We start from the raw sequence: 18,054 nt of genomic DNA on the forward strand, positions 1-18,054 counted from the left end.
GGAGATCCCGGCGGCCGCTGACACAGGGGAGCGTCGATTATGCTGTCCCGTAACCTAGAACAGACGCTCCACCGCGCCCTCGGTTTGGCGAGCGAGCGCCGCCACGAGTACGCGACCCTCGAGCACCTGCTGCTGAGCCTCGCCGAGGACACGGACGCGACGACCGTGCTCCGCGCCTGCGGCGTGGACGTCGACAAGCTGAAGCGCGACCTGGCCGAGTTCCTGGACAAGGACCTGGCCGGGCTGGTGACGGATCGCGGGGGCGACCCGAAGCCGACCGCCGGCTTCCAGCGCGTGGTCCAGCGCGCGGCTATCCATGTCCAGTCCTCCGGCCGGGACGAGGTGACGGGCGCCAACGTGCTCGTGGCCCTGTTCTCCGAGCGCGAGAGCCACGCCGTCTACTTCCTGCAGCTGCAGGACATGACGCGGCTGGACGCGGTGAACTTCATCTCCCACGGCATCGCCAAGGCCCCCGGCCGCAGCCAGTCCCGCCCCGTGCAGGGCAATGCGGGCAAGGACGGCGAGGGGGAGAGCGAGGGCCGCGGCAACGAGGAGCGGCGCGAGGGCGGCCAGAAGCGCGGCGGCGACGCGCTGTCGAACTACTGCGTCAACCTCAACAAGAAGGCAGGGCAGGGCAAGATCGACCCGCTGATCGGGCGCGCCGAGGAGATCGAGCGCACGATCCAGATCCTGTGCCGCCGGACGAAGAACAACCCGCTCTACGTGGGCGACCCGGGCGTGGGCAAGACGGCCATCGCCGAGGGCCTGGCGAAGCGGATCATCGAGGAGGACGTACCGGAGGTCCTGCTCAAGTCCACGATCTACGCGCTGGACATGGGCAGCCTGCTGGCCGGCACGCGCTACCGCGGCGACTTCGAGGAGCGGCTGAAGGCCGTGGTGAATGAGCTGGAGCAGCAGCCCGGCGCCATCCTGTTCATCGACGAGATCCACACGGTGATCGGTGCCGGTGCGACGAGCGGCGGCGCGATGGATGCCTCCAACCTGCTGAAGCCGGCCCTCGCCCAGGGCACGCTGCGCTGCATCGGCTCCACCACCTACAAGGAGTACCGGCAGCACTTCGAGAAGGATCGCGCGCTGGTCCGCCGCTTCCAGAAGATCGACGTGAACGAGCCGTCGGTCGAGGACGCGGTGAAGATCCTGCAGGGGCTGAAGGTCAATTACGAGAAGCACCACAAGGTGAAGTACACGCCGGAGGCCATCCGCGCGGCGGTGGAGCTTTCGGCCAAGTACATCCATGACCGGAAGCTGCCGGACAAGGCGATCGACGTGATCGACGAGGTCGGCGCCTCCCGCATGCTGGTGCCGGAGAACAAGCGCAAGAAGACCGTCACGCTGCAGGACGTGGAGAACATCGTCGCGAAGATCGCGCGGATCCCACCCAAGAGCGTGTCCACCGACGACAAGGAGACGCTCAAGAGCCTGGAGCGCGACCTGAAGTCGATGGTCTTCGGCCAGGACGGGGCGATCGAGGCGCTGTCCGCCGCGATCAAGCTGGCCCGGGCCGGGCTGCGCGATCCGGAGAAGCCGATCGGCAACTATCTCTTCTCCGGCCCCACCGGCGTCGGCAAGACGGAGGTGGCCAAGCAGCTCGCCAAGACGCTCGGCATCGAGCTGGTCCGCTTCGACATGTCCGAGTACATGGAGCGGCACAGCATCAGCCGGCTGATCGGCGCGCCCCCGGGCTATGTGGGCTTCGACCAGGGCGGGTTGCTGACCGACAGCATCGACCAGCACCCGCACGCCGTGCTCCTGCTCGACGAGATCGAGAAGGCGCACCAGGATCTCTATAACATCCTGCTGCAGGTGATGGACCACGGGAAGCTGACGGACCACAACGGCAAGACGGTCGATTTCCGCAACGTCATCCTCATCATGACCACGAATGCCGGCGCGGCCGACATGGCGAAGCCCGCCATCGGCTTCGGCAGCACGGTCCGGGTGGGCGAGGACACAGAGGCGATCAACCGGATGTTCACGCCGGAGTTCCGCAACCGCCTGGACGCCATCGTTCCCTTCGCCGGCCTCTCGCCGGAGATCGTGGGCAGCGTCGTCGAGAAGTTCGTGATGCAGCTGGAGGCCCAGCTCGCGGACCGGAACGTGACGATCGAGCTGTCCTCCGCCGCCAAGGAGTGGCTGGCGGAGAAGGGCTACGACCGGCTCTACGGCGCACGGCCGCTGGCCCGCGTGATCCAGGAGTACATCAAGAAGCCGTTGGCCGAGGAGCTGCTCTTCGGTAAGCTGGTGAAGGGTGGTGCGGTGAAGGTCGGGCTCAAGGACGGGGCCCTGACCTTCGATGTGGCCGAGGCGCCCCCGCCGGCCCTGCCCAAGCCCGATGAGGGTGCCCACGGGCAGGATGGTGGAGGCGGCGACGGGGACGGCGAGGCGGAGCGGGAGCCCGAGGCGGCTGGCTGACGCCGCCCGGGACAGAGTGAGAGGATAGCATGGGGTCCGGACGTCTAGAGCGGCTGCTTTCGATTGCCGGTCCCCTTATTCTGCTCTTTCTCATTTTCGTTCGGGTGGTTCTGCCCTACCTGCGCGAGCGCTCCCTGCGGGGTTCCTCCACAGTCGACGAGTTCGGCATGGAAACTCCGGAGGAGACGAGGCGGGGTGCTCCCCCGTTGCAGGCCATCAATCCCGACTTCGCAACCCTGCTGGAGCGCGTGGTCGCGCCGCGCATGGACGTTCATCCGGAGTGGGAGCGGCTGGACGGCGCTTACGGCGTGCCGGGCCACGAGATCGCGCGGTTCTCCTACGGGGACGGCATCTACGCGCTCAATGGGGAGAGCCGGATGGACGCGCTGGCCGCCATTCGCAAGTGGCTGCAGGAGAACCCCGGCGAGGATCCCCTGATGCGGGGCAAGATGCGCAAGGGCGTGGGCCGCCTGGTGATCCGGCCCGAAGTGGGCTGGCCGAAGGCGGATGCCGTCCGGATCGAGTCCGTCTGATTGGGCCTGCCGCCCCGGCCATCCCCCTGCCATGCAGGGGCCGGGAGCGGCTTTTGTCTTCCAGGACTGACTTGGTGGGGGGCGGTCAGGCCCGGCGCGGCGCGGGTCCTTGCAGCCAGTGCCGGACATCCTCCAGCACCGGCGCCCCCTCCAGCCCGAGGGTGCGGACCGGGCTGGCCAGGGCAGCCACGATCCCGATATGGCCGAGGCCGGGGTAGAGGCGCGTCTCGACCGGGACGTCATGCGCCCGGGCCAGTGCCGCGAGGCGTGTCGCCTGGGCAGGGCGGACGGTGTCGTCGGCCTCACCCTGGAGGAGGAGCAGAGGAGGGGTTCCCGCCAGCTGCTCCGGCGAACCCGGTGCGGCCCGGGCGCGGCGGGCGGGCGACCCGGCGAAGATCCCCCTCGGGTCGTCCTCCGGCCCGAACTCGTAGGGGCCGGCCAGGCCGATGGCGCCGGCCAGGGCTTCCCGCGCCGGGCCGAGCCAGCGCGGGTCGAGCGCCAGGGCCAGGGCGATGAAGGCGCCAGCGGAATGCCCCATGAGGAACACGGGGCGCCCGGTGCCGGGGCCTGCGAGGATGGCCCGCACGGCGGCCGCGCCATCCTCGACGAAGCCGGGCCAGCGGGTTTCCGGAAAGAGGCGGTAGTCCGGGACGGCGACAAGGGCGCCGAGGGAGGCCAGCGGGCGCGCGGCGAAGCCGTAATCCCCGCGCGCTCCGGACGTCCAGCCGCCACCGTAGAAGAAGACGATCAGCGGCGAGGCCGGGCCCGCGCCCTCGGGCGTGTAGAGGTCGTACCGGCCGCGCTCCCCCGGCGCATAGGGAATGCCGGGCCGCAGGGCGGTGCCGCCGCCCGGGGTCAGGCCGTTCGCGATGTCGAGGGGGGAGCAGGCGGCCGCGGGCAGGGCGGCGGCCAGGAGAAGGCGGCGTGAGATCATCGGGAGCGCAACGCGGCGCGACGGGGCCGTGTTGCGCGCCTCTCCGGCGCCTCAGCTCGGCGATGCGCCCGCCCTGCATGACCCCGCACGCTCCGCAGAACGGGGTCCGCCCGGGTTGCTGCGGGCGAGAGGCCGCGCGTGCCGACGCGCCAACCTCCGCAGGGGAAGGACGCGGCTAGTCGGCGAGCGCGTCGCGCGCGCGCAGCAAGGCGGTCCGCGCGGCCGAATCGAGCTGCGGGAACTGCAGGTCCAGCGCTTCCATCGCGGAGGCCACGGCTTCCGCGATCAGGAGGCGTGCGAGCCATTTCCGGTCCGCGGGGATGATGAACCAGGGGGCGTGCGGGGTGGCGGTGGCGCGGATCGTGTCCTCGTAGGCCGCCATGTAGTCGGCGTAACGGGCGCGGTCGGCCAGGTCGCCGGCCTGGAACTTCCAGTTCTTGGACGGCTCGTCGATGCGGGCGAGCAGGCGCTGGCGCTGCTCCTCCTCCCCGAGATGGAGGAAGAACTTCAGGATCAGCGTGCCCTGGCGCGACAGGTAGCGCTCATGCGCCGCGATGTCCTCCAGCCGCTCCTCCCAGATCCCCGGGCCGACAAGCTTGGCCGGAAGTGGGGCGGCCTGGAGGACGGAGGGCTGCACGCGCGGAACCAGCACCTCCTCGTACCAGGAGCGGTTGTGGACGCCGATGCGGCCGCGGCGGGGCAGCGCGACGTCGTGGCGCCAGAGGAAGCCGTGCGAGCGCTCCAGTGTGCTGGGGGCGGAGAAGGACTCCACCTGCACGCCCGCCGGGTTCACGCCGGAGAAGACGTGCTTGATGGCGCCGTCCTTCCCGGCCGTGTCGGTCGCCTGGAAGATGCAGAGCACGGACCAGCGCGCATCGGCGTAGAGCCGCTCCTGCTGCTCCGCGATGCGGGCGACGGTGGCCTCCAGCATCGCCTCCCCCTCCTTCTTGCCGAGATCCAGCCCTCCATCATCGTCGGTGGGATAGCGGGAGAGGGTGAACCCTTCGCCCGCCGTCACGCGACGGGCCTCGGCGAAGGCGTGGACGGGGGATTTGCTCATGAAGGGCTCTCGCGCTGCTCGGTCCATGCCCGAACGCGTGAAGGGGCTACGAGATGTGGAGCCGGGGGATGTCGGGTCAGGGAATATCCAGCCGGATGCTGACGGGGCAATGGTCGGAGAGGCGGCCGCGCCACTCGGGGCCGCGCTCCGCGTAGACCATCACCCGCAGGCTGCCCGGGGCCACCCAGCCGCGCGCGGGGCCGCCGAGGAGGATGTGGTCGATGAAGGGCCGCCCGCCCCAGCACGGGTTGGACCGGCCTGCGGTGACGCGGGCCAGCGGGGCGGCGCGCTCCAGCGCGGGGAGGACCGCGGGGTCGCGGTCGAAGCGGCGGTTGAAGTCGCCGGCGATGGCGAAGGCCTCTCCCGCCGCGTGGCGATCCGCGATCCAGCCGGCCAGCACCCCGGCCTGGCGGGCGATATCCTCGCATTCGCGGCCGCGATCATCCGGCTCCCGGCAGCCTGACCGGAGGTGGAGAGAGAGGACGCGCAGGGCCGAAGCCCCCTCCCCCACCGTGACGTCGGTGCCGCGGCGGAGGGAGAAGCGGGCTTCCGGGTTCAGGTCCAGCCCGGCGAGGTCGGGATTCTGTCGCGCGGGGATGCCGCGCCGCACGGCGATGCCGGCGCGCTGCACGTCCCGCTCATCGGGGAAGAAGAAGCTCCAGCGGGCGGGATCGAGGACGAGGGCGGCGGCCTCCGGGCCGTCCACCTCCTGGATCGCCAGCACGTCGGCCTCCAGCCGGGCGGCGTAGGCGCGCAGGCGGGCGAGGTCGGCGGGGTCGCGCCGCACGAGGTCGCGCGGCAGGGCGGGGTCGCCCGCCGGGCGGGCTGTGAGCCATTCCAGGTTCCATGTAGCGAGCTTCAGCTCCGCCGCCCCGGCGGGGGCGGCGAGGAGGAGGAGCGCGAGGAGGGCGCGGGCGATCACCGGAGGGGCGGCACGGGCCGGGGACCGCCCTCGTTCTGCGGGCTGTCCAGGCCGGCGCGGCGCGGTGTGAGCAAGGCAAATCCTCCCTCGGATGGTGGCGGCATCGGGCGATGTGCGGCGGGGACTGTCAATGCGCGGGGCAGGAACGCGCTATGCTCCGGCCTCGCATCGGAGCGGTGATTCGCGTGGCGCTTCCTTCCCCCTTTTCGGCCCTGCGGCACCTCTCGGCCGCGGCGCTGCTGCTCGGCGCGGCGGGCTGTGCGGAGTCGCCGGACCGTGACGCGGTGCGCGGCCTAGCGCCCGGCGCCAGCCTGGACGCGCGAGGCATGGGGCGCGGCGGAACTTCGGACCGGCCGGCGAGCGTGCAGTCGCAGCGCGCGGCGGATCGCGGGGTGACGATCCTGACCGTCTCGCCCCGGCTGCAGACGGGGTCGCAGGGAAGCCTGCCGACCATCGTCACCAGCCTCGGCGCAGAGCGGCAGGACGCGACGGGGGAGGCGCGGACGAGCCTTCTCGTCACCGTCAGCAATGCGCGGGGCTATGGCGGCTTCTCCCGCGCGGAGAGCCGGGGCGGCGGGGAGATCCCGCTGCGGGTGGTCGGGCGGAACACGGATTGCGCAGGGATCTCCGCCTGCCTCTACGTGGAGACGCTGCTGCTGACGGTGCCGGAGGAGGTGCTGCGGCGCGCGGTGGCCGGGAACGGGCTGCGGGTGCGGATCGACGGGAACGCCTCCTTCGTGGAGACGGCGGTTCCGGTAGGGCATCTGCGCGCGCTGGCGGAGGCGGTGGCGGCCCGGGGCGGCTGAGGGGGCGGTTGAAGTCGCGGCTGAGGTCAGAGGAGAGCAAGGCGGTCCGGCGGCTCGGCGATGACGGCGTCCACCTCCAGCGGGCGGGCGCCGCAGGCGATGAGGTGGTTGGCCACGGCGTCCAGCTCGGCGGCGTCGCGGGTCGGGTCGTGCCAGGGGCCGTCGCTCGCCGGGCTGCCGGGCGGGACCCAGATCACGGTCTCATAGCGGGCGCGGGTGAGAAGCACGCGGTAGGTGTTGAGGATGAAGGCGCGCTCCGTGGGGTTGCGCACGCTGTTCCAGCGCGGGCCCGACAGGTTGCGCATCCGCCAGCCCTCCGGCCCGCGCAGCATGTCGCCGCCCCAGGCCAAGCCGACCTGGTCCAGCTCCAGGCCTTGGCAGTCGTACTCGGTGGCGTAGGTTTCCAGCGCGTCGGAGGCGCGGATGTCCGGCCAGCGGTCCAGGAACCAGTGCGGGATGTCGGCGGCCTGCACGCCCAGCCCTTCCGCGCGGAGACGCCTGGCGCCGGAGGAGGCGACGAGGCCGGCGCGGCGCAGGCCGCGGGCGAGGTGGCGCAGGGCGGCGCGCATGGCCCCGAGGTCGCGCGTGACGAAGTAAGGCACGCCGCCGGCCTCCCGCGCGATGCGGGCGGCGGCCTCGGGTTCATCGGACAGCACCGCATCCACCCAGGGCGCGCCCTGCGGATCGCGCACGGAGCGCATTGGAACGGTGAGGTCGAGGTCGTCGTCCAGGGTGAGCCAGGGCTGAGGGCCATCGGTGAGGCGTTGTGCGACGAGGGGCGCCGACAGGGCACGGGTGGGGGCGACGGCGCGCCAGCCCTCCGCGGCGGCGATGACGCGGCCCCACTCGGCGAGGCCGGCCTCCCCCGTGTTGATCTCCTGGCCGTTGCCGATGAGGGCGACGATCACGGACCAGCCGGCGTGGCGGCCCATGATCTGCAGCGCGTGGGCGGGCTCGCTATCCGTCAGCTTGCTGGCGCCGCGGCGCTGGGAGGGCTTGGTGGCCTGGGCGCGGTCCCAGGCGCGCTGGGCCTCGTCGAAGACGATCACGCGCTCGGCGGGGCGCTCCTCGGGTCGTTCGACGTGGTGCTCGAGGAAGCGGTGGACGTTCTGCAGGGCGGTGACGGCCTGGCCACGGGCCGCGTTCCGGCGCCGGCCATCGGAGGTGGCCTGGCGGACGAGGCTCTCGCGTAGGACCTCCACCAGCGGCGCGTTGCCGGTGAGGAAGGCGGCGCCGTCCTCGCGCAGCGCGCCGAAGACGATGTTCAGGCCGCACAGGGTCTTTCCCGCCCCGGGGATGCCGGTGACGAAGACGGCGAGGTGCCGTCCGCCCTCCCGCGCGGCCGCAATGGCGCGGCGCACGGCCTCCGTGGTGCGGGTGAGGTTGGCGGCATCGGCGCGGGCGGAGACCATCTCGGCGCTGCGGTGCCGGTCGAAGAGCATGGCCGCCGCCTCCAGCACGTTCGGCACGGGGCGGTAGGGCGCGGCAAGCCAGGCGGCGTGGTCCAGCGGGGCTTCCGGGGCGCCGATGGCGGCGTGGATCGCGAGCAGGGTTTCGCCGAGGCCGCGGCCGTTCGCCCGGACCGGCGGCGGCACGCCTCCCCAGAACAGGGGCGGGTCGAAAGGCCCGGCATGGGCGTGGGTGGCAACGAGGACGGGCACGACGGGAAGGGCGCGGCAGCCGGCGTGGAAGTCCCGCAGGTCCAGCGCGTAGTCCTCGGCCTGACGGAGGTCGGCCGGGGAGTGGGCCGTGGCGCCGTCCTTCATCTCCAGCACGAGCACGGCGCGGTCGGTCAGGATGACGCAATCCGCGCGCTTCTCCAGCCGGAGCAGGTCGTACTCCAGCATCACCGTCCAGCCCGCCGCCTCCGGAACGGCCAGGGCTGACTGCAGGAGGCGCGCTGTGGAGACCCAGGCGGCGCGCTGCGTCAGTTCCGTCGTGGCATGGCGCGCAACCTGGGCGTAGGCGAGGCGCGCGGCCACCTCCTCCGGCGCGAGGGCGAGGAGCTCGGTTGCCGAGAGCGTCAGCCAGGGTCTCAGGCGCGCCTCCGCGAGGGCCAGGTGGCCAGGAGCATGCTCGCCAGAAGCAAAGCAAAGCCTAACGCGTGAACCGCGGTCGGCGCCTCCCCGAGGAAGAGGACGGCGCAGGCCGCGGCGGTGGCGGGCAGGAAGGCGGTGAAGACGCCGGCGATGCCCGCGGGCGCGCGGCGCAGCCCCCCGTACCAGAGGAGCAGCGCGAGCACGCTCGCGGTCAGCGCGTGGAAGAGGAGGAGGGCGAGCAGCAGGGGGTCGGCCAGCCGCGCGACGGCGGCGGCCTCCGGCAGCCAGGCCGGCAGCACCAGCGCGGCGGAGAAGACCTGCATCCACAGGGTCGCCGTCAGCAGCGGCAGGGTTCCCGCGGCGCGCTTGGCGAGGAGGACGTAGGCGGCCTCCCCGCAGACGGCGAGGAGGACGAGGGCGTTGCCGAGGGCGCTGCCGCCCTCCCCTGCCCCGCCGCGGGCGAGGACGATGGCGGCCATCCCGCCGGCCGCGAGCGCCACGGCCGCCCAGCCGCGCGGGGCGATGCGCTCCCGCAGCCAGGCGGCACTGCCGAGCGCCACCACGGCGGGCAGGGTGGCGAGGATAATGCCGCCCTCCAGCGCGGTGGTGAGGCGCAGGCCGGCGAGGAGGGCGACGTTGTAGAGAACGGTGCCGAAGGCGGCCTGGAGGAGCAGGTTCGCCATCGCGCGGCGGCCGGGCAGGATCGCGCCGTCGCGCCACAGGACGAGGGGCAGGAGGACGGCGCAGGCGATGATGCAGCGCAGGCCGATGATCAGCGCTACGGGCAGGGCGTCGGCCAGGGCCTTGGCGACGGCGACGTTCGCGCCGACGAGGATCATCGACGCAGCAAGCTGCGCGTAGGCGGCGTTCACTCCCCTTCGCCGTCTCGGCGGTAGGGGGAGAGGGCGTCGAGCTCGGCCATCTCGGATTCGATCGCGGCGCGCTCGTGGCGGAGCGAGTCCGCCACGGCGCGGCGCAGGCCGGGGTGCTGGATGAGGTGCGCGGAATAGGTGGGCACGGGGCGGTAGCCGCGCTGGATCTTGTGCTCTCCCTGCGCGCCCGCCTCCACGCGCTTCAGGCCGTTCGCGATGGCGAAGTCGAGCGCCTGGTAGTAGCAGAGCTCGAAGTGCAGGAAGGGCGCCTCCACGAGGCTGCCCCAGTTGCGGCCGTAGAGCGCGTCCCGGCCCATCAGGTTCAGCGCGCCGGCGACGGGCTTGCCGTCCTTCTCCGCCACCATGAGCACGACGGCATCGCCCATGCGCTCCCCCATCAGCGGCCAGAAACGGGCGGTGAGGTAGGCGCTGCCCCACTTCCGGTCCGTGGTGCTGCGGTAGAACTTGTGGAAGAGGCGCCAGATGTCGGGCGTGATCTCGCTGCCGCGGAGCGCGCGGATCGTTAGGCCGGCGGAACCCGCGTCGCGCCGCTCTCGCCGGATGGCCTTGCGCTTGCGGGAGGAGAGGGCGGCGAGGAAGTCCTCGAAGCTGGCATAGCCCTCGTTCGTCCAGTGGAACTGCATGCCCGTGCGCTGCAGCCACCCGCACTCACCGAGCGCGTCCCACTCATCCCGCGCGCAGAAGGTGACGTGGCAGGAGGAGAGGTTCAGCGCCTCCGTCGCCTGCGCCAGCGCCTGCCCCAGCGCGGCATGCGGCACGCCGGTGCCAGGGCGGACCATGAGGCGCGATCCCGGCACGGGGGAGAAGGGGACGGAGACCTGGAGCTTCGGGTAGTAGTCACCGCCCGCCCCCTCGAAGGCGCGGGCCCAGCCGTGGTCGAAGACGTACTCGCCGTAGGAATGGCCCTTCACGTAGGCGGGAGCGACGGCGACGAGCGCGCCCGTCTCGTCCCGCAGCGCGAGGTGCTGCGGCAGCCAGCCCGTGCGCGGGCCGGTGCAGCCGGACTCCTCCAGCGAGAGGAGGAAGGCGTGGGAGGTGAAGGGATTCCCGGTCTCGTCGCAGGCGTCCCAATCGGCGGCCGGGATGTCGGCGATGCGGGCGTTCAGGGAAAGGGTGAGTTCACCGGGCATGGGGCGGATGTGCGGTGCAGCAGGCCCGATGCAAGGTTCGTTCAGCCCCGCGCCACATGCGCGAAGGCGCCGAAGTCGGCGACGGCTTCGACGCCGATGATGCGCCCATCCGTCACGCTCCAGACATGGAGGAAGGGAACCCGGCCCTCACGGCCGGCGGCGTCCCGCGCATCGTAGGAGCCGCGCGCGAGCAGCCTGCCATCGGCGAGGGGCGTGAAGGACTCCACGGCGATCTTCCAGTGCGGGAAATGCCGGCGGAGAGTGGGGAAGAAGGAGTTCTCCACCTCGGCCCGGCCGTGCCATTCCGTGCGAGGCACGGGGTAGCCGGGGGAAACGCGCCAGAGGACGTCATCCGCCAGGATGGAGTGGTCGCCGCTCTCCATCCAGCGGCGGACCAGGGCCTCCTCCGGCGTCACGCGATCTCGAACACGGCCTCCACCTCCACCGCCGCGTCGCCGGGCAGGGAGGGGACGCCGATGGTGCTGCGGGCGTGGCGGCCGATCTCGTCGAACACGGCCACGGCCATGTCGGAGGCGCCGTTCATCACCTGGGCGTGCTGGGTGAACTCCGGCACCGCGGCGATGAAGCCGCCCAGCCGCACCACGCGCGCGATGCGGTCCAGGCTGCCGAGCGCGGCCTGCGCCTGGGCGAGGACGTTGATGAAGCAGAGCTGCGCGGCCTGCTGGCCGATCTCCACCTGCACCGTCGCGCCGAGCTTGCCGGTATAGGCGATCTTGCCGTCGCGCATCGGCACCTGGCCGGAGACGAAGAGCAGGTCGCCGGTGATGACGGCCGGGACGTAGTTGGCGATGGGCTTCGCGGCCTCCGGCAGGGAGACGCCGAGTTCGGCCAGCCGGGCGAGGATGCGGTCCGCGGAGGCCATGGCGTCAGCCCACCAGCTTCAGGGCGCGGCGGCGCGCGGCGGGCGCCGGGGCGGAGGGAAGGTCCGGCAGCAAGGGGAGCTGCTGGGCGGCGGTGCCCACGCCGTCCGCGCCGCACTCCTCCTCGGTGGGGTCGGGCAGGACCCGGCCGCCAAGATGGTCCAGCGCCAGGCGGCGGAAGGCCCAATCCAGCACGGAGGAGGCGCGGTGGATGGCCGGGTCGCCCTCCACCACCCCGGCCGGGCCGAAGCGGGTGTAGGCGAAGGCGGTCACGTACTCGTCCAGGCTCACCCCGGCGGCGAGGCCGACCGTCACGGAGTGGCAGAGCGCGTCCACCATGGCGCGGAAGGCGGCGCCGTCCTTGGCGAGGGAGAGGGAGATCTCCTCCAGCCCCGCCGCGTTCTCCATTGTGCGGAGGGTAACGCGGTGGCCGCCGATCGTGACCTTCCAGACGGCGCCGCGGCCGTGATGGCCGGGCACGGGGACCGGGCGGAGCTTCGGCGCGGGACGCGGGGTGGCGGGCTGGGCGGCGACCGCCGGCGCGGCGACGTGCAGCCAGGGGCGCAGGGCGGCCTCCATCGCCGCGCGGGCTTCCGGGCCGCGCGGGGCGAGAAGGCGGGCGGCGTCCGGGCCGGCGCGCCCCGCGGCGGCGGTCGGGACCTCGGTCACGCCGCCCTCCTCCGTGGGGACGAGGCGGGTGGGAGCGGCGGCGGGGGCGAGGCCGCCGGTCTCGGCGCCCAGCAGGGCCTCCGCGGCATCGGGCGGGGTGAGGGCGAAGATGGCGGCGTGGCGCAGGCCGGGGGCGCCGGCGGCGGCGTCCAGCGCGGCGCGCGCGGCCTCGGCCAGGCCGGGCACGGCGGTGGACTCGGGCGGGGCGGGCCAGACGAGGGCGACGGGCTCGCGGGCGCCGAGGTTCTCCGCGAGGTCGCCGGAAGCGGCCTCGGCCACGCCGCGGGTCAGGGCGGCGATCGCGGCGGCCACGGAGCGCGCCTCGGCCGATTCGTAGTCCAGCCGCAGCCCGGCGAGCAGGCCCGCGAGGTCGGCGAAGCCGAGTCGCAGCCGGGTGGCCTTGGCGCCGCCGAGGATCTCCAGCGCGGTCACGCCCAGCCGCACGGCGGCGGCGTAGCCGGCCGAGTCAAAGCCGTCCCCGTCCAGGAAGGCCGGCAGGTTCAGGACGAAGCGGGGCTCGGCCTTCGCATCGTTCATCCAGGTGCCGGCGCCCGGCGCGGCGCGGCGGGCCAGCAACAGGGCGCGCAAGCCCGCGGCGAAGCGGGTGGCGGCGCCCTCGTCCACCAGGACGCCGAGCTTGCGGCCGCGTGCGGCGGCGCGGCGGATCCAGGCCTCGGCCAGGCGCGGCAGGGCCACAGGGCCATCCCCGGTGGCCAGCGCGGCGATGGCCTCGGCGGCGGAATCATCCCAATCGGCGGGCAGGGCCACCGCGCGCGGATCGGCATCGGGATCGGCGGCGGCGCGGGTGCGGCGCAGCGCCACCTCCTCCCACACCGTGTCGCGGGTCGTGCCGGATGCCTTCGTCATGCACGGACAATAGGCGCCCCGGTGGCGGCGGTGAAGGTGCATGTCGTGGGTCGTCGCCCGCGGGGACACAAGATCAGGTGTTCGGAATCCGGGGTGGGCGCACCCGACTTTCATGCGGGCCCTGGGCGTGCCATATGAACTGCACAGTTCAACCCGCCCGCAACGGCAGGAGCCCTTTCCATGTCCGCCTTGCAGCGCTGGCTCTCCGGCCTCTCCGGCCGCAGGATCGGCACCGATTCCGCCGGCAACGTGTATTTCGAGAGCCGCCGCGACTACCTCGGCTACGGCCGCAAGCGCCGCTGGGTGGTCTATGCCGGCGAGGTCGAGGCCTCCGTCGTGCCGGCGGAGTGGCATGGCTGGCTGCACCACACGATCCCCGCGCCGATCGAGAACCCGCGCCCCCTGCCGTGGCAGAAGCCGCACAAGAAGAACATGACGGGCACCGCCGAGGCCTGGACCCCCACGCCGCGGGGGCAGAAGAGCAATCATCGCCCCGTGACGGCGGGGGATTACGAGGCCTGGACGCCGGGCTCCTGATGGCGCGCCCCTGTCAGGGAGAATTCGCGTGAAGGGCCGGAGCTTCGCGGAGGTCGCCGCCGGCGCGGTGGTGCTGCTCGTCGCGGTCGTTTTCCTCGTCTACGCCATGACGAATTCGGGCCGCGGCAGCGCGGGGAGCGGGCTGGTGCTGACCGCGCGCTTCGACCGGATCGACGGGCTGTCGCAGGGCGCGGACGTGCGGATCGCCGGGGTGAAGGTGGGCAGCGTGACGGGGCAGCGGATCGATCCGCAGACCTTCCTCGCCGTGCTGACGATGGACGTGGATTCCTCGCTGAAGGTGCCGGACGACAGCTCGGCGGAGATCACCTCCGAGGGGCTTCTCGGCGGCCGGTACGTCGCGCTGGTGCCGGGCGGCAGCGATCGCAACCTGGCGAGCGGCGGGGAGATCCGGATCACCCAGTCCGCCATCAGCCTGGAGAGCCTGCTGGGCCGGTTCATCTTCTCCATGACGGGAAGTAACGGGTCGCAGGGCGGCGGGAATGCTGCGGGCGGGCAAGGCGCGGGGACTCAGGGCGCGGGAGCGCAGGGCCCGGGGGCTCAGGGTTCGGGGACGCCGCGGTGATGGCGGACGTCACCTCCCCGCTCGGGGTGCCGGAGACCTGGCCCGGGGCGGATGGGCAGCCGCTCTCCTGCCGGGAGAAGCTCCGGGTGCTCGGGGAGAACCACGAGGAGCTCGTGCAGGTGCTGCGCGACGCCTTCGAGGACGCGGTACTGATGGGGGTGGACGAGGCGGCGATGCGGCGGATGCTGACGGATCTGGTAGCCGCGCTGCCGAGCCCGAAGCGCCCCTCCGGGGGTGCGGCGTGAAGCGCGCGCTGCTTCTGCCGGTGCTGCTGGCGCTGGCGGGGCCGGCGCTGGGCCAGGGGGCGAACCAGGGGGCGAACCAAGGGTCGGGCCCCGGTTCCGACCAGGGGCCGCCGGCGGAGGCGGGCTGGGTGACCAAGCGGGTGGCGCAGCTACAGGCGCTGGACAAGGTGACGGCGCGGATCACCGTGCTGGACGCGAACGTGAATCAGGCCGTGACCTTCGGCACCCTCTCGATCACCGTGCGCGCCTGCAACGCCCGCCCGCCGGACGAGGTGCCGGACGCCGCGGCCTTCATCGAGGTGCGGGACAGCACCGCGCAGGCCAGCGCGCCGCCGGCCTTCCGCGGCTGGATGCTGGCCAATGCGCCCGCGGCGAACATGCTGGAGCACCCGGTCTACGACCTGCGCATCCTGGATTGCCGGTGAGCCGGGTGGCGACGGACGCGACCCCATCCCCGACGGAGACCCCTGCCACCGCCGGGCCGGCCATGCCGGGGCCCGACGCGGCCCTCTTCCTCGACCTGGACGGCACGCTGCTGGAGATCGCGGCGCGGCCGGACGCTGTGGTGGTTCCGCCGGAGCTGCCGGACCTTCTCACCCGGCTCCAGGCCGCCCTCGGCGGGGCGGTTGCCGTGGTGACGGGGCGCGGCCTCGCCATCGCGCGCGGCTACGCGGGCGTGCCGAGCCTGCCGATCGGGGCGGAGCACGGGGCGGTGCTGGACCCGGCCCTGCCGGGGGCCACACCGCTGCCGGTCCCCTCCCCCGAGTGGCGGAGGGCGGCGGATGAATGGGCGGCGGCGCGGCCGGGCACGCTGGCCGAGCACAAGACGCACGGGCTGGTGCTGCATTTCCGCCAGCGGCCCGAGGCGGAGCCGGAAGCGCTGGCGCTGCTCGGCTCCCTCCTCAAGGACGACCCGCAAGGGTTCCGGATCGTGCCCGCCCACGCGGCGGCGGAGCTGCGGCCGGCGGGGGCGGACAAGGGCGGCGCGGTGCACCGGCTGATGGCGGTGGAGCCCTTCCGGGGGCGCCGCCCGATCTTCATCGGCGACGACGTGACGGATGAGGACGGGATGGCCGCCTGCGTGGAGTATGGCGGCCACGGCCTGCGCGTGCCGGACGACTTCGCGGGCCGGCCGGCGCTGGTGCGCGCCTGGCTGGGGCGCGTGGCCGCATCGCTCTCGGAAACGCCCCACGGGGGGTGAGGCCATGCCGCGGCGCAACCGCGGGGGTGGCTGGGCGGTTCAAATATGGCGAAAAGAAGGGGCGGGAGGCTATGCCTGCCCCACCAAGGAGCGCAGACCCGTTCTCGCTCCGCCGCCGGGTGCCCGTGGCTGCCGGAACGCTGCTGCGGGGGGCTACTGCGGAGAAAGTAGGAGGAGGGCCAGTGGGACGCCTCGTCATCGTCTCGAATCGCGTCGCCGTGCCGAAGCGCGGCGAGCCGCCGGCCGCCGGCGGGCTCGCGGTCGCCCTGAAGGATGCCTTCAGCAGCCGCGGCGGGCTGTGGTTCGGGTGGAGCGGCACGGCCTCGCCGGAGCCGGCGGACATGGTGCGCCACGCGCGCCGCGCCGGCGTGGACTATGCGGTGATCGACCTGTCGCAGGCGGCCTATGAGGGCTTCTACGCGGGCTACGCCAATTCGGCGCTGTGGCCGAAGTTCCACTTCCGGCTGGGCCTGCTGAGCTACGACCGCGACCAGGCCGGCTGCTACCGGCAGGTGAACGAGCGCTACGCCGAGAAGCTGATGCCGCTGCTGCGGCCGGACGACACGATCTGGATCCACGACTACCAGATGATCCCGCTGGGCGCGCTGCTGCGGGAGAGGGGCGCGAAGCAGCGGATTGGCTACTTCCACCACATCCCCTTCCCGCCCTGGGCCGTGTTCTCCGCCATGCCCGGCGCGGAGGAGCTGATTCGCGATCTTCTCTCCTATGACGTGGTCGGGGTGCAGACGAACCGCGACCTGACCGGGCTGATCGACTGCATGGCGCAGGGCACGGGCATGAAGGTGCGCCCGGGGCCTGAGGTGCGGCTGCGCGGGCGGCGGGTGCAGTTACGGGCCTTCCCGATCTCCATCGCCACGGACGAGTTCTCGGATCTCGCGGCGCGCAGCGTGAAGTCCGTGGACGCGAAGCGGCTGGAGGCGAGCCTCGCGGGCCGGGCCATGGTGATCGGCGCGGAGCGGCTGGACTACACCAAGGGGCTGCCGGAGCGGTTCCGCGCCTTCGCGGCGCTGCTGGAGAACTTCCCGGAGCACCGTGGGCAGGTGACCTATCTGCAGGTCGCCGCTCGTTCCCGCGAGGATGTGGAGAGCTACAAGGACCTGAAGCGGGAGATCGAGACCCTGACGGGGCGGATCAACGGCGATTGGTCGGACGCGGACTGGACGCCGGTGCGCTATGTCGGCCGCGCCGTGCCGCGGGACACGCTGGCGGGGTACTACCGCATGGCGAAGGTCGGGCTGGTGACGCCGCTGCGGGACGGGATGAACCTTGTCGCCAAGGAGTACGTGGCGGCGCAGGACCCGGAGGATCCCGGCGTCCTCGTGCTCTCCCGGTTCGCCGGCGCGGCGGAGGGGATGCCGGAGGCGCTGCTGGTGAACCCGATCGATGCCGCGGGCATGGCGGAGACGATGCACGCCGCCCTGACCATGGGGCCGGAGGAGCGGCGGGAGCGGCACGGGGCGATGCTGCGCCGGCTGCAGGAGAATACGGTGGGCGCCTGGGCGAAGGGCTTCCTGGACGTGCTGGAGGGGCGGGAGCCGCTGGATTCGGCCCCGGCGCGGGCCGCCGCGCTCTCCGTGTTTCAGCCCCGGCTCGTCTCGCGCAGCGCCTCCACCTCCTCGGACAGCGCCTCGGGCGGGAGTTCGGGCAGCCAGGTGGCGGCGCTGTCCACCGCGCGCTCGAGCCGGGCGCGGTAGTCGGCCTGGGGGATTTCCTCCGCCCCGAAGCGGGCGAGGTGGGCGTTCAGGAACTGGGTGTCGAGCAGGCTGAAGCCGCCGCGGCGGAGCCGGGCGACGAGGTGGACGAGGGCGACCTTCGAGGCGTCGTCGGCGCGGGCGAACATGCTCTCCCCGAAGAAGGCGCCGCCGATCCGGATGCCGTAGAGGCCGCCCACCAGGGCACCATCGGCCCAGGTCTCCAGGGAGTGGGCGTGGCCCATCCGGTGGAGGGCGTTGAAGAGGTCCTCGATCTCCGTGTTGATCCAGCTGTCCTCCCGGCCGGGGGCCGGGGCGGCGCAGGCGGCGAGCACGGCGGGGAAGTCCCGGTCCGCCGTGACCTCGAAACGCCCGGAGAGGACGGTGCGGCGGAGGCGGCGGGGCAGGTGGAAGCCGTCCAGCGGCAGGACGCCGCGCATCTTCGGGTCCAGCCAGTAGAGGCGGCCGGAGGTGCGGCCCTCGGCCATGGGAAAGAGGCCGGCGCGGTAGGCGCGCAGGACGAGCTCGGGGGTGATGGGCAGGGCGCGGCGGCTCACCGGGCAGATCCCGAGTGGCCTGATCCCGGGGGGGCCAAGCCTGAGCCGGATC

19 protein-coding genes are annotated in these 18,054 nt (G+C 73.0%); 9 read left to right on the plus strand and 10 right to left on the minus strand.

Annotation, left to right across the window (positions count from 1 at the left end; genetic code table 11):
• The first annotated feature begins 39 nt into the window (after positions 1–39).
• The gene (gene clpA, locus VQH23_RS01330) at positions 40–2,433 is read left to right on the plus strand and encodes an ATP-dependent Clp protease ATP-binding subunit ClpA (RefSeq protein ID WP_338663810.1); all 2,394 of its coding nucleotides are present in this window, start codon (positions 40–42) and stop codon (positions 2,431–2,433) included.
• 104 nt (positions 2,434–2,537) lie between these two features.
• The gene (locus VQH23_RS01335; RefSeq protein WP_338663811.1) at positions 2,538–2,966 is read left to right on the plus strand and encodes a hypothetical protein; all 429 of its coding nucleotides are present in this window, start codon (positions 2,538–2,540) and stop codon (positions 2,964–2,966) included.
• 85 nt (positions 2,967–3,051) lie between these two features.
• On the opposite strand, the gene VQH23_RS01340 is transcribed toward VQH23_RS01335, so the two are convergent.
• The 3 genes from VQH23_RS01340 to VQH23_RS01350 form a co-directional block, all read right to left on the minus strand.
• Positions 3,052–3,900 (minus strand): alpha/beta hydrolase, encoded by an 849-nt coding sequence (locus VQH23_RS01340; RefSeq protein ID WP_338663812.1) that lies wholly within the window; start codon positions 3,898–3,900, stop codon positions 3,052–3,054.
• A gap of 175 nt (positions 3,901–4,075) precedes the next feature.
• Entirely contained in the window at positions 4,076–4,960 is an 885-nt protein-coding gene (locus tag VQH23_RS01345; RefSeq protein WP_338663814.1) for a PPK2 family polyphosphate kinase, read from the minus strand.
• A gap of 76 nt (positions 4,961–5,036) precedes the next feature.
• On the minus strand, positions 5,037–5,882 hold the full coding sequence (locus VQH23_RS01350; protein ID WP_338663815.1) for an endonuclease/exonuclease/phosphatase family protein: 846 nt from the start codon (positions 5,880–5,882) through the stop codon (positions 5,037–5,039).
• Between the two features lie 185 nt (positions 5,883–6,067).
• Here VQH23_RS01350 and VQH23_RS01355 point away from each other — a divergent pair, with 185 nt between their 5' ends.
• Complete coding sequence (locus tag VQH23_RS01355; RefSeq protein WP_338663816.1) at positions 6,068–6,688, plus strand: hypothetical protein; 621 nt, start codon at positions 6,068–6,070, stop codon at positions 6,686–6,688.
• Between the two features lie 26 nt (positions 6,689–6,714).
• Here the strand turns inward: VQH23_RS01355 and VQH23_RS01360 are convergent, their stop codons facing one another.
• From VQH23_RS01360 to VQH23_RS01385, 6 genes are read right to left on the minus strand one after another with little or no spacing between them, the layout of a single operon-like run.
• On the minus strand, positions 6,715–8,670 hold the full coding sequence (locus tag VQH23_RS01360) for a DNA/RNA helicase domain-containing protein (protein ID WP_338663817.1): 1,956 nt from the start codon (positions 8,668–8,670) through the stop codon (positions 6,715–6,717).
• A gap of 53 nt (positions 8,671–8,723) precedes the next feature.
• Positions 8,724–9,599: a DMT family transporter gene (locus tag VQH23_RS01365; RefSeq protein WP_338663818.1), complete on the minus strand. Its 876-nt coding sequence runs from the start codon at positions 9,597–9,599 to the stop codon at positions 8,724–8,726.
• Positions 9,596–10,750: a GNAT family N-acetyltransferase gene (locus tag VQH23_RS01370; RefSeq protein ID WP_338663819.1), complete on the minus strand. Its 1,155-nt coding sequence runs from the start codon at positions 10,748–10,750 to the stop codon at positions 9,596–9,598. The genes VQH23_RS01365 and VQH23_RS01370 overlap by 4 nt, the downstream gene beginning before the upstream one ends.
• 41 nt (positions 10,751–10,791) lie before the next feature.
• Positions 10,792–11,166, minus strand: coding sequence for a nuclear transport factor 2 family protein (locus VQH23_RS01375; RefSeq protein WP_338663820.1), 375 nt, complete (start codon positions 11,164–11,166; stop codon positions 10,792–10,794).
• A complete protein-coding gene (locus VQH23_RS01380) occupies positions 11,163–11,633 on the minus strand; it encodes a RidA family protein (RefSeq protein ID WP_338663821.1) in 471 nt (156 codons plus the stop codon). Before VQH23_RS01380 ends, VQH23_RS01375 begins: the two co-directional genes overlap by 4 nt.
• 4 nt (positions 11,634–11,637) lie before the next feature.
• On the minus strand, positions 11,638–13,167 hold the full coding sequence (locus tag VQH23_RS01385) for a TSCPD domain-containing protein (RefSeq protein WP_338663822.1): 1,530 nt from the start codon (positions 13,165–13,167) through the stop codon (positions 11,638–11,640).
• 180 nt (positions 13,168–13,347) lie between these two features.
• Between VQH23_RS01385 and VQH23_RS01390 the strand changes: the two genes are divergently transcribed.
• From VQH23_RS01390 to VQH23_RS01415, 6 genes are all read left to right on the plus strand, one after another.
• Positions 13,348–13,704: an NADH-ubiquinone oxidoreductase subunit NDUFA12 family protein gene (locus VQH23_RS01390; protein ID WP_338663823.1), complete on the plus strand. Its 357-nt coding sequence runs from the start codon at positions 13,348–13,350 to the stop codon at positions 13,702–13,704.
• Positions 13,705–13,732: 28 nt separating this feature from the next.
• Positions 13,733–14,287 (plus strand): outer membrane lipid asymmetry maintenance protein MlaD, encoded by a 555-nt coding sequence (gene mlaD / locus VQH23_RS01395; protein WP_338663824.1) that lies wholly within the window; start codon positions 13,733–13,735, stop codon positions 14,285–14,287.
• A complete protein-coding gene (locus VQH23_RS01400; protein ID WP_338663825.1) occupies positions 14,287–14,532 on the plus strand; it encodes a hypothetical protein in 246 nt (81 codons plus the stop codon). Before mlaD ends, VQH23_RS01400 begins: the two co-directional genes overlap by 1 nt.
• Complete coding sequence (locus VQH23_RS01405; RefSeq protein WP_338663826.1) at positions 14,529–14,957, plus strand: DUF2155 domain-containing protein; 429 nt, start codon at positions 14,529–14,531, stop codon at positions 14,955–14,957. The genes VQH23_RS01400 and VQH23_RS01405 overlap by 4 nt, the downstream gene beginning before the upstream one ends.
• Positions 14,954–15,733, plus strand: a complete 780-nt coding sequence (gene otsB / locus VQH23_RS01410) for a trehalose-phosphatase (protein ID WP_338663827.1) — start codon at positions 14,954–14,956, stop codon at positions 15,731–15,733. The genes VQH23_RS01405 and otsB overlap by 4 nt, the downstream gene beginning before the upstream one ends.
• A gap of 182 nt (positions 15,734–15,915) precedes the next feature.
• Positions 15,916–17,448, plus strand: a complete 1,533-nt coding sequence (locus VQH23_RS01415) for a trehalose-6-phosphate synthase (RefSeq protein WP_338663828.1) — start codon at positions 15,916–15,918, stop codon at positions 17,446–17,448.
• On the opposite strand, the gene aat is transcribed toward VQH23_RS01415, so the two are convergent.
• Positions 17,334–17,933, minus strand: coding sequence for a leucyl/phenylalanyl-tRNA--protein transferase (gene aat / locus VQH23_RS01420; protein WP_408904323.1), 600 nt, complete (start codon positions 17,931–17,933; stop codon positions 17,334–17,336). The two genes, VQH23_RS01415 and aat, sit on opposite strands and share 115 nt — an antisense overlap.
• Positions 17,934–18,054 lie beyond the last annotated feature (121 nt).

It is taken from the genome of Pararoseomonas sp. SCSIO 73927 (assembly GCF_037040815.1).
In the GTDB taxonomy this organism is placed as follows: Bacteria; Pseudomonadota; Alphaproteobacteria; order Acetobacterales; family Acetobacteraceae; genus Roseomonas.

Excerpts from the sequence above, each read along its gene's own strand:
- clpA (WP_338663810.1), top strand. The coding sequence starts at position 40 with ATGCTGTCCCGTAACCTAGAACAGACGCTCCACCGCGCCCTCGGTTTG.
- VQH23_RS01340 (WP_338663812.1), bottom strand. The coding sequence starts at position 3,900 with ATGATCTCACGCCGCCTTCTCCTGGCCGCCGCCCTGCCCGCGGCCGCC.
- VQH23_RS01345 (WP_338663814.1), bottom strand. The coding sequence starts at position 4,960 with ATGAGCAAATCCCCCGTCCACGCCTTCGCCGAGGCCCGTCGCGTGACG.
- VQH23_RS01370 (WP_338663819.1), bottom strand. The coding sequence starts at position 10,750 with ATGCCCGGTGAACTCACCCTTTCCCTGAACGCCCGCATCGCCGACATC.
- VQH23_RS01380 (WP_338663821.1), bottom strand. The coding sequence starts at position 11,633 with ATGGCCTCCGCGGACCGCATCCTCGCCCGGCTGGCCGAACTCGGCGTC.
- VQH23_RS01385 (WP_338663822.1), bottom strand. The coding sequence starts at position 13,167 with ATGACGAAGGCATCCGGCACGACCCGCGACACGGTGTGGGAGGAGGTG.
- VQH23_RS01390 (WP_338663823.1), top strand. The coding sequence starts at position 13,348 with ATGTCCGCCTTGCAGCGCTGGCTCTCCGGCCTCTCCGGCCGCAGGATC.
- VQH23_RS01400 (WP_338663825.1), top strand. The coding sequence starts at position 14,287 with ATGGCGGACGTCACCTCCCCGCTCGGGGTGCCGGAGACCTGGCCCGGG.
- aat (WP_408904323.1), bottom strand. The coding sequence starts at position 17,933 with ATGGCCGAGGGCCGCACCTCCGGCCGCCTCTACTGGCTGGACCCGAAG.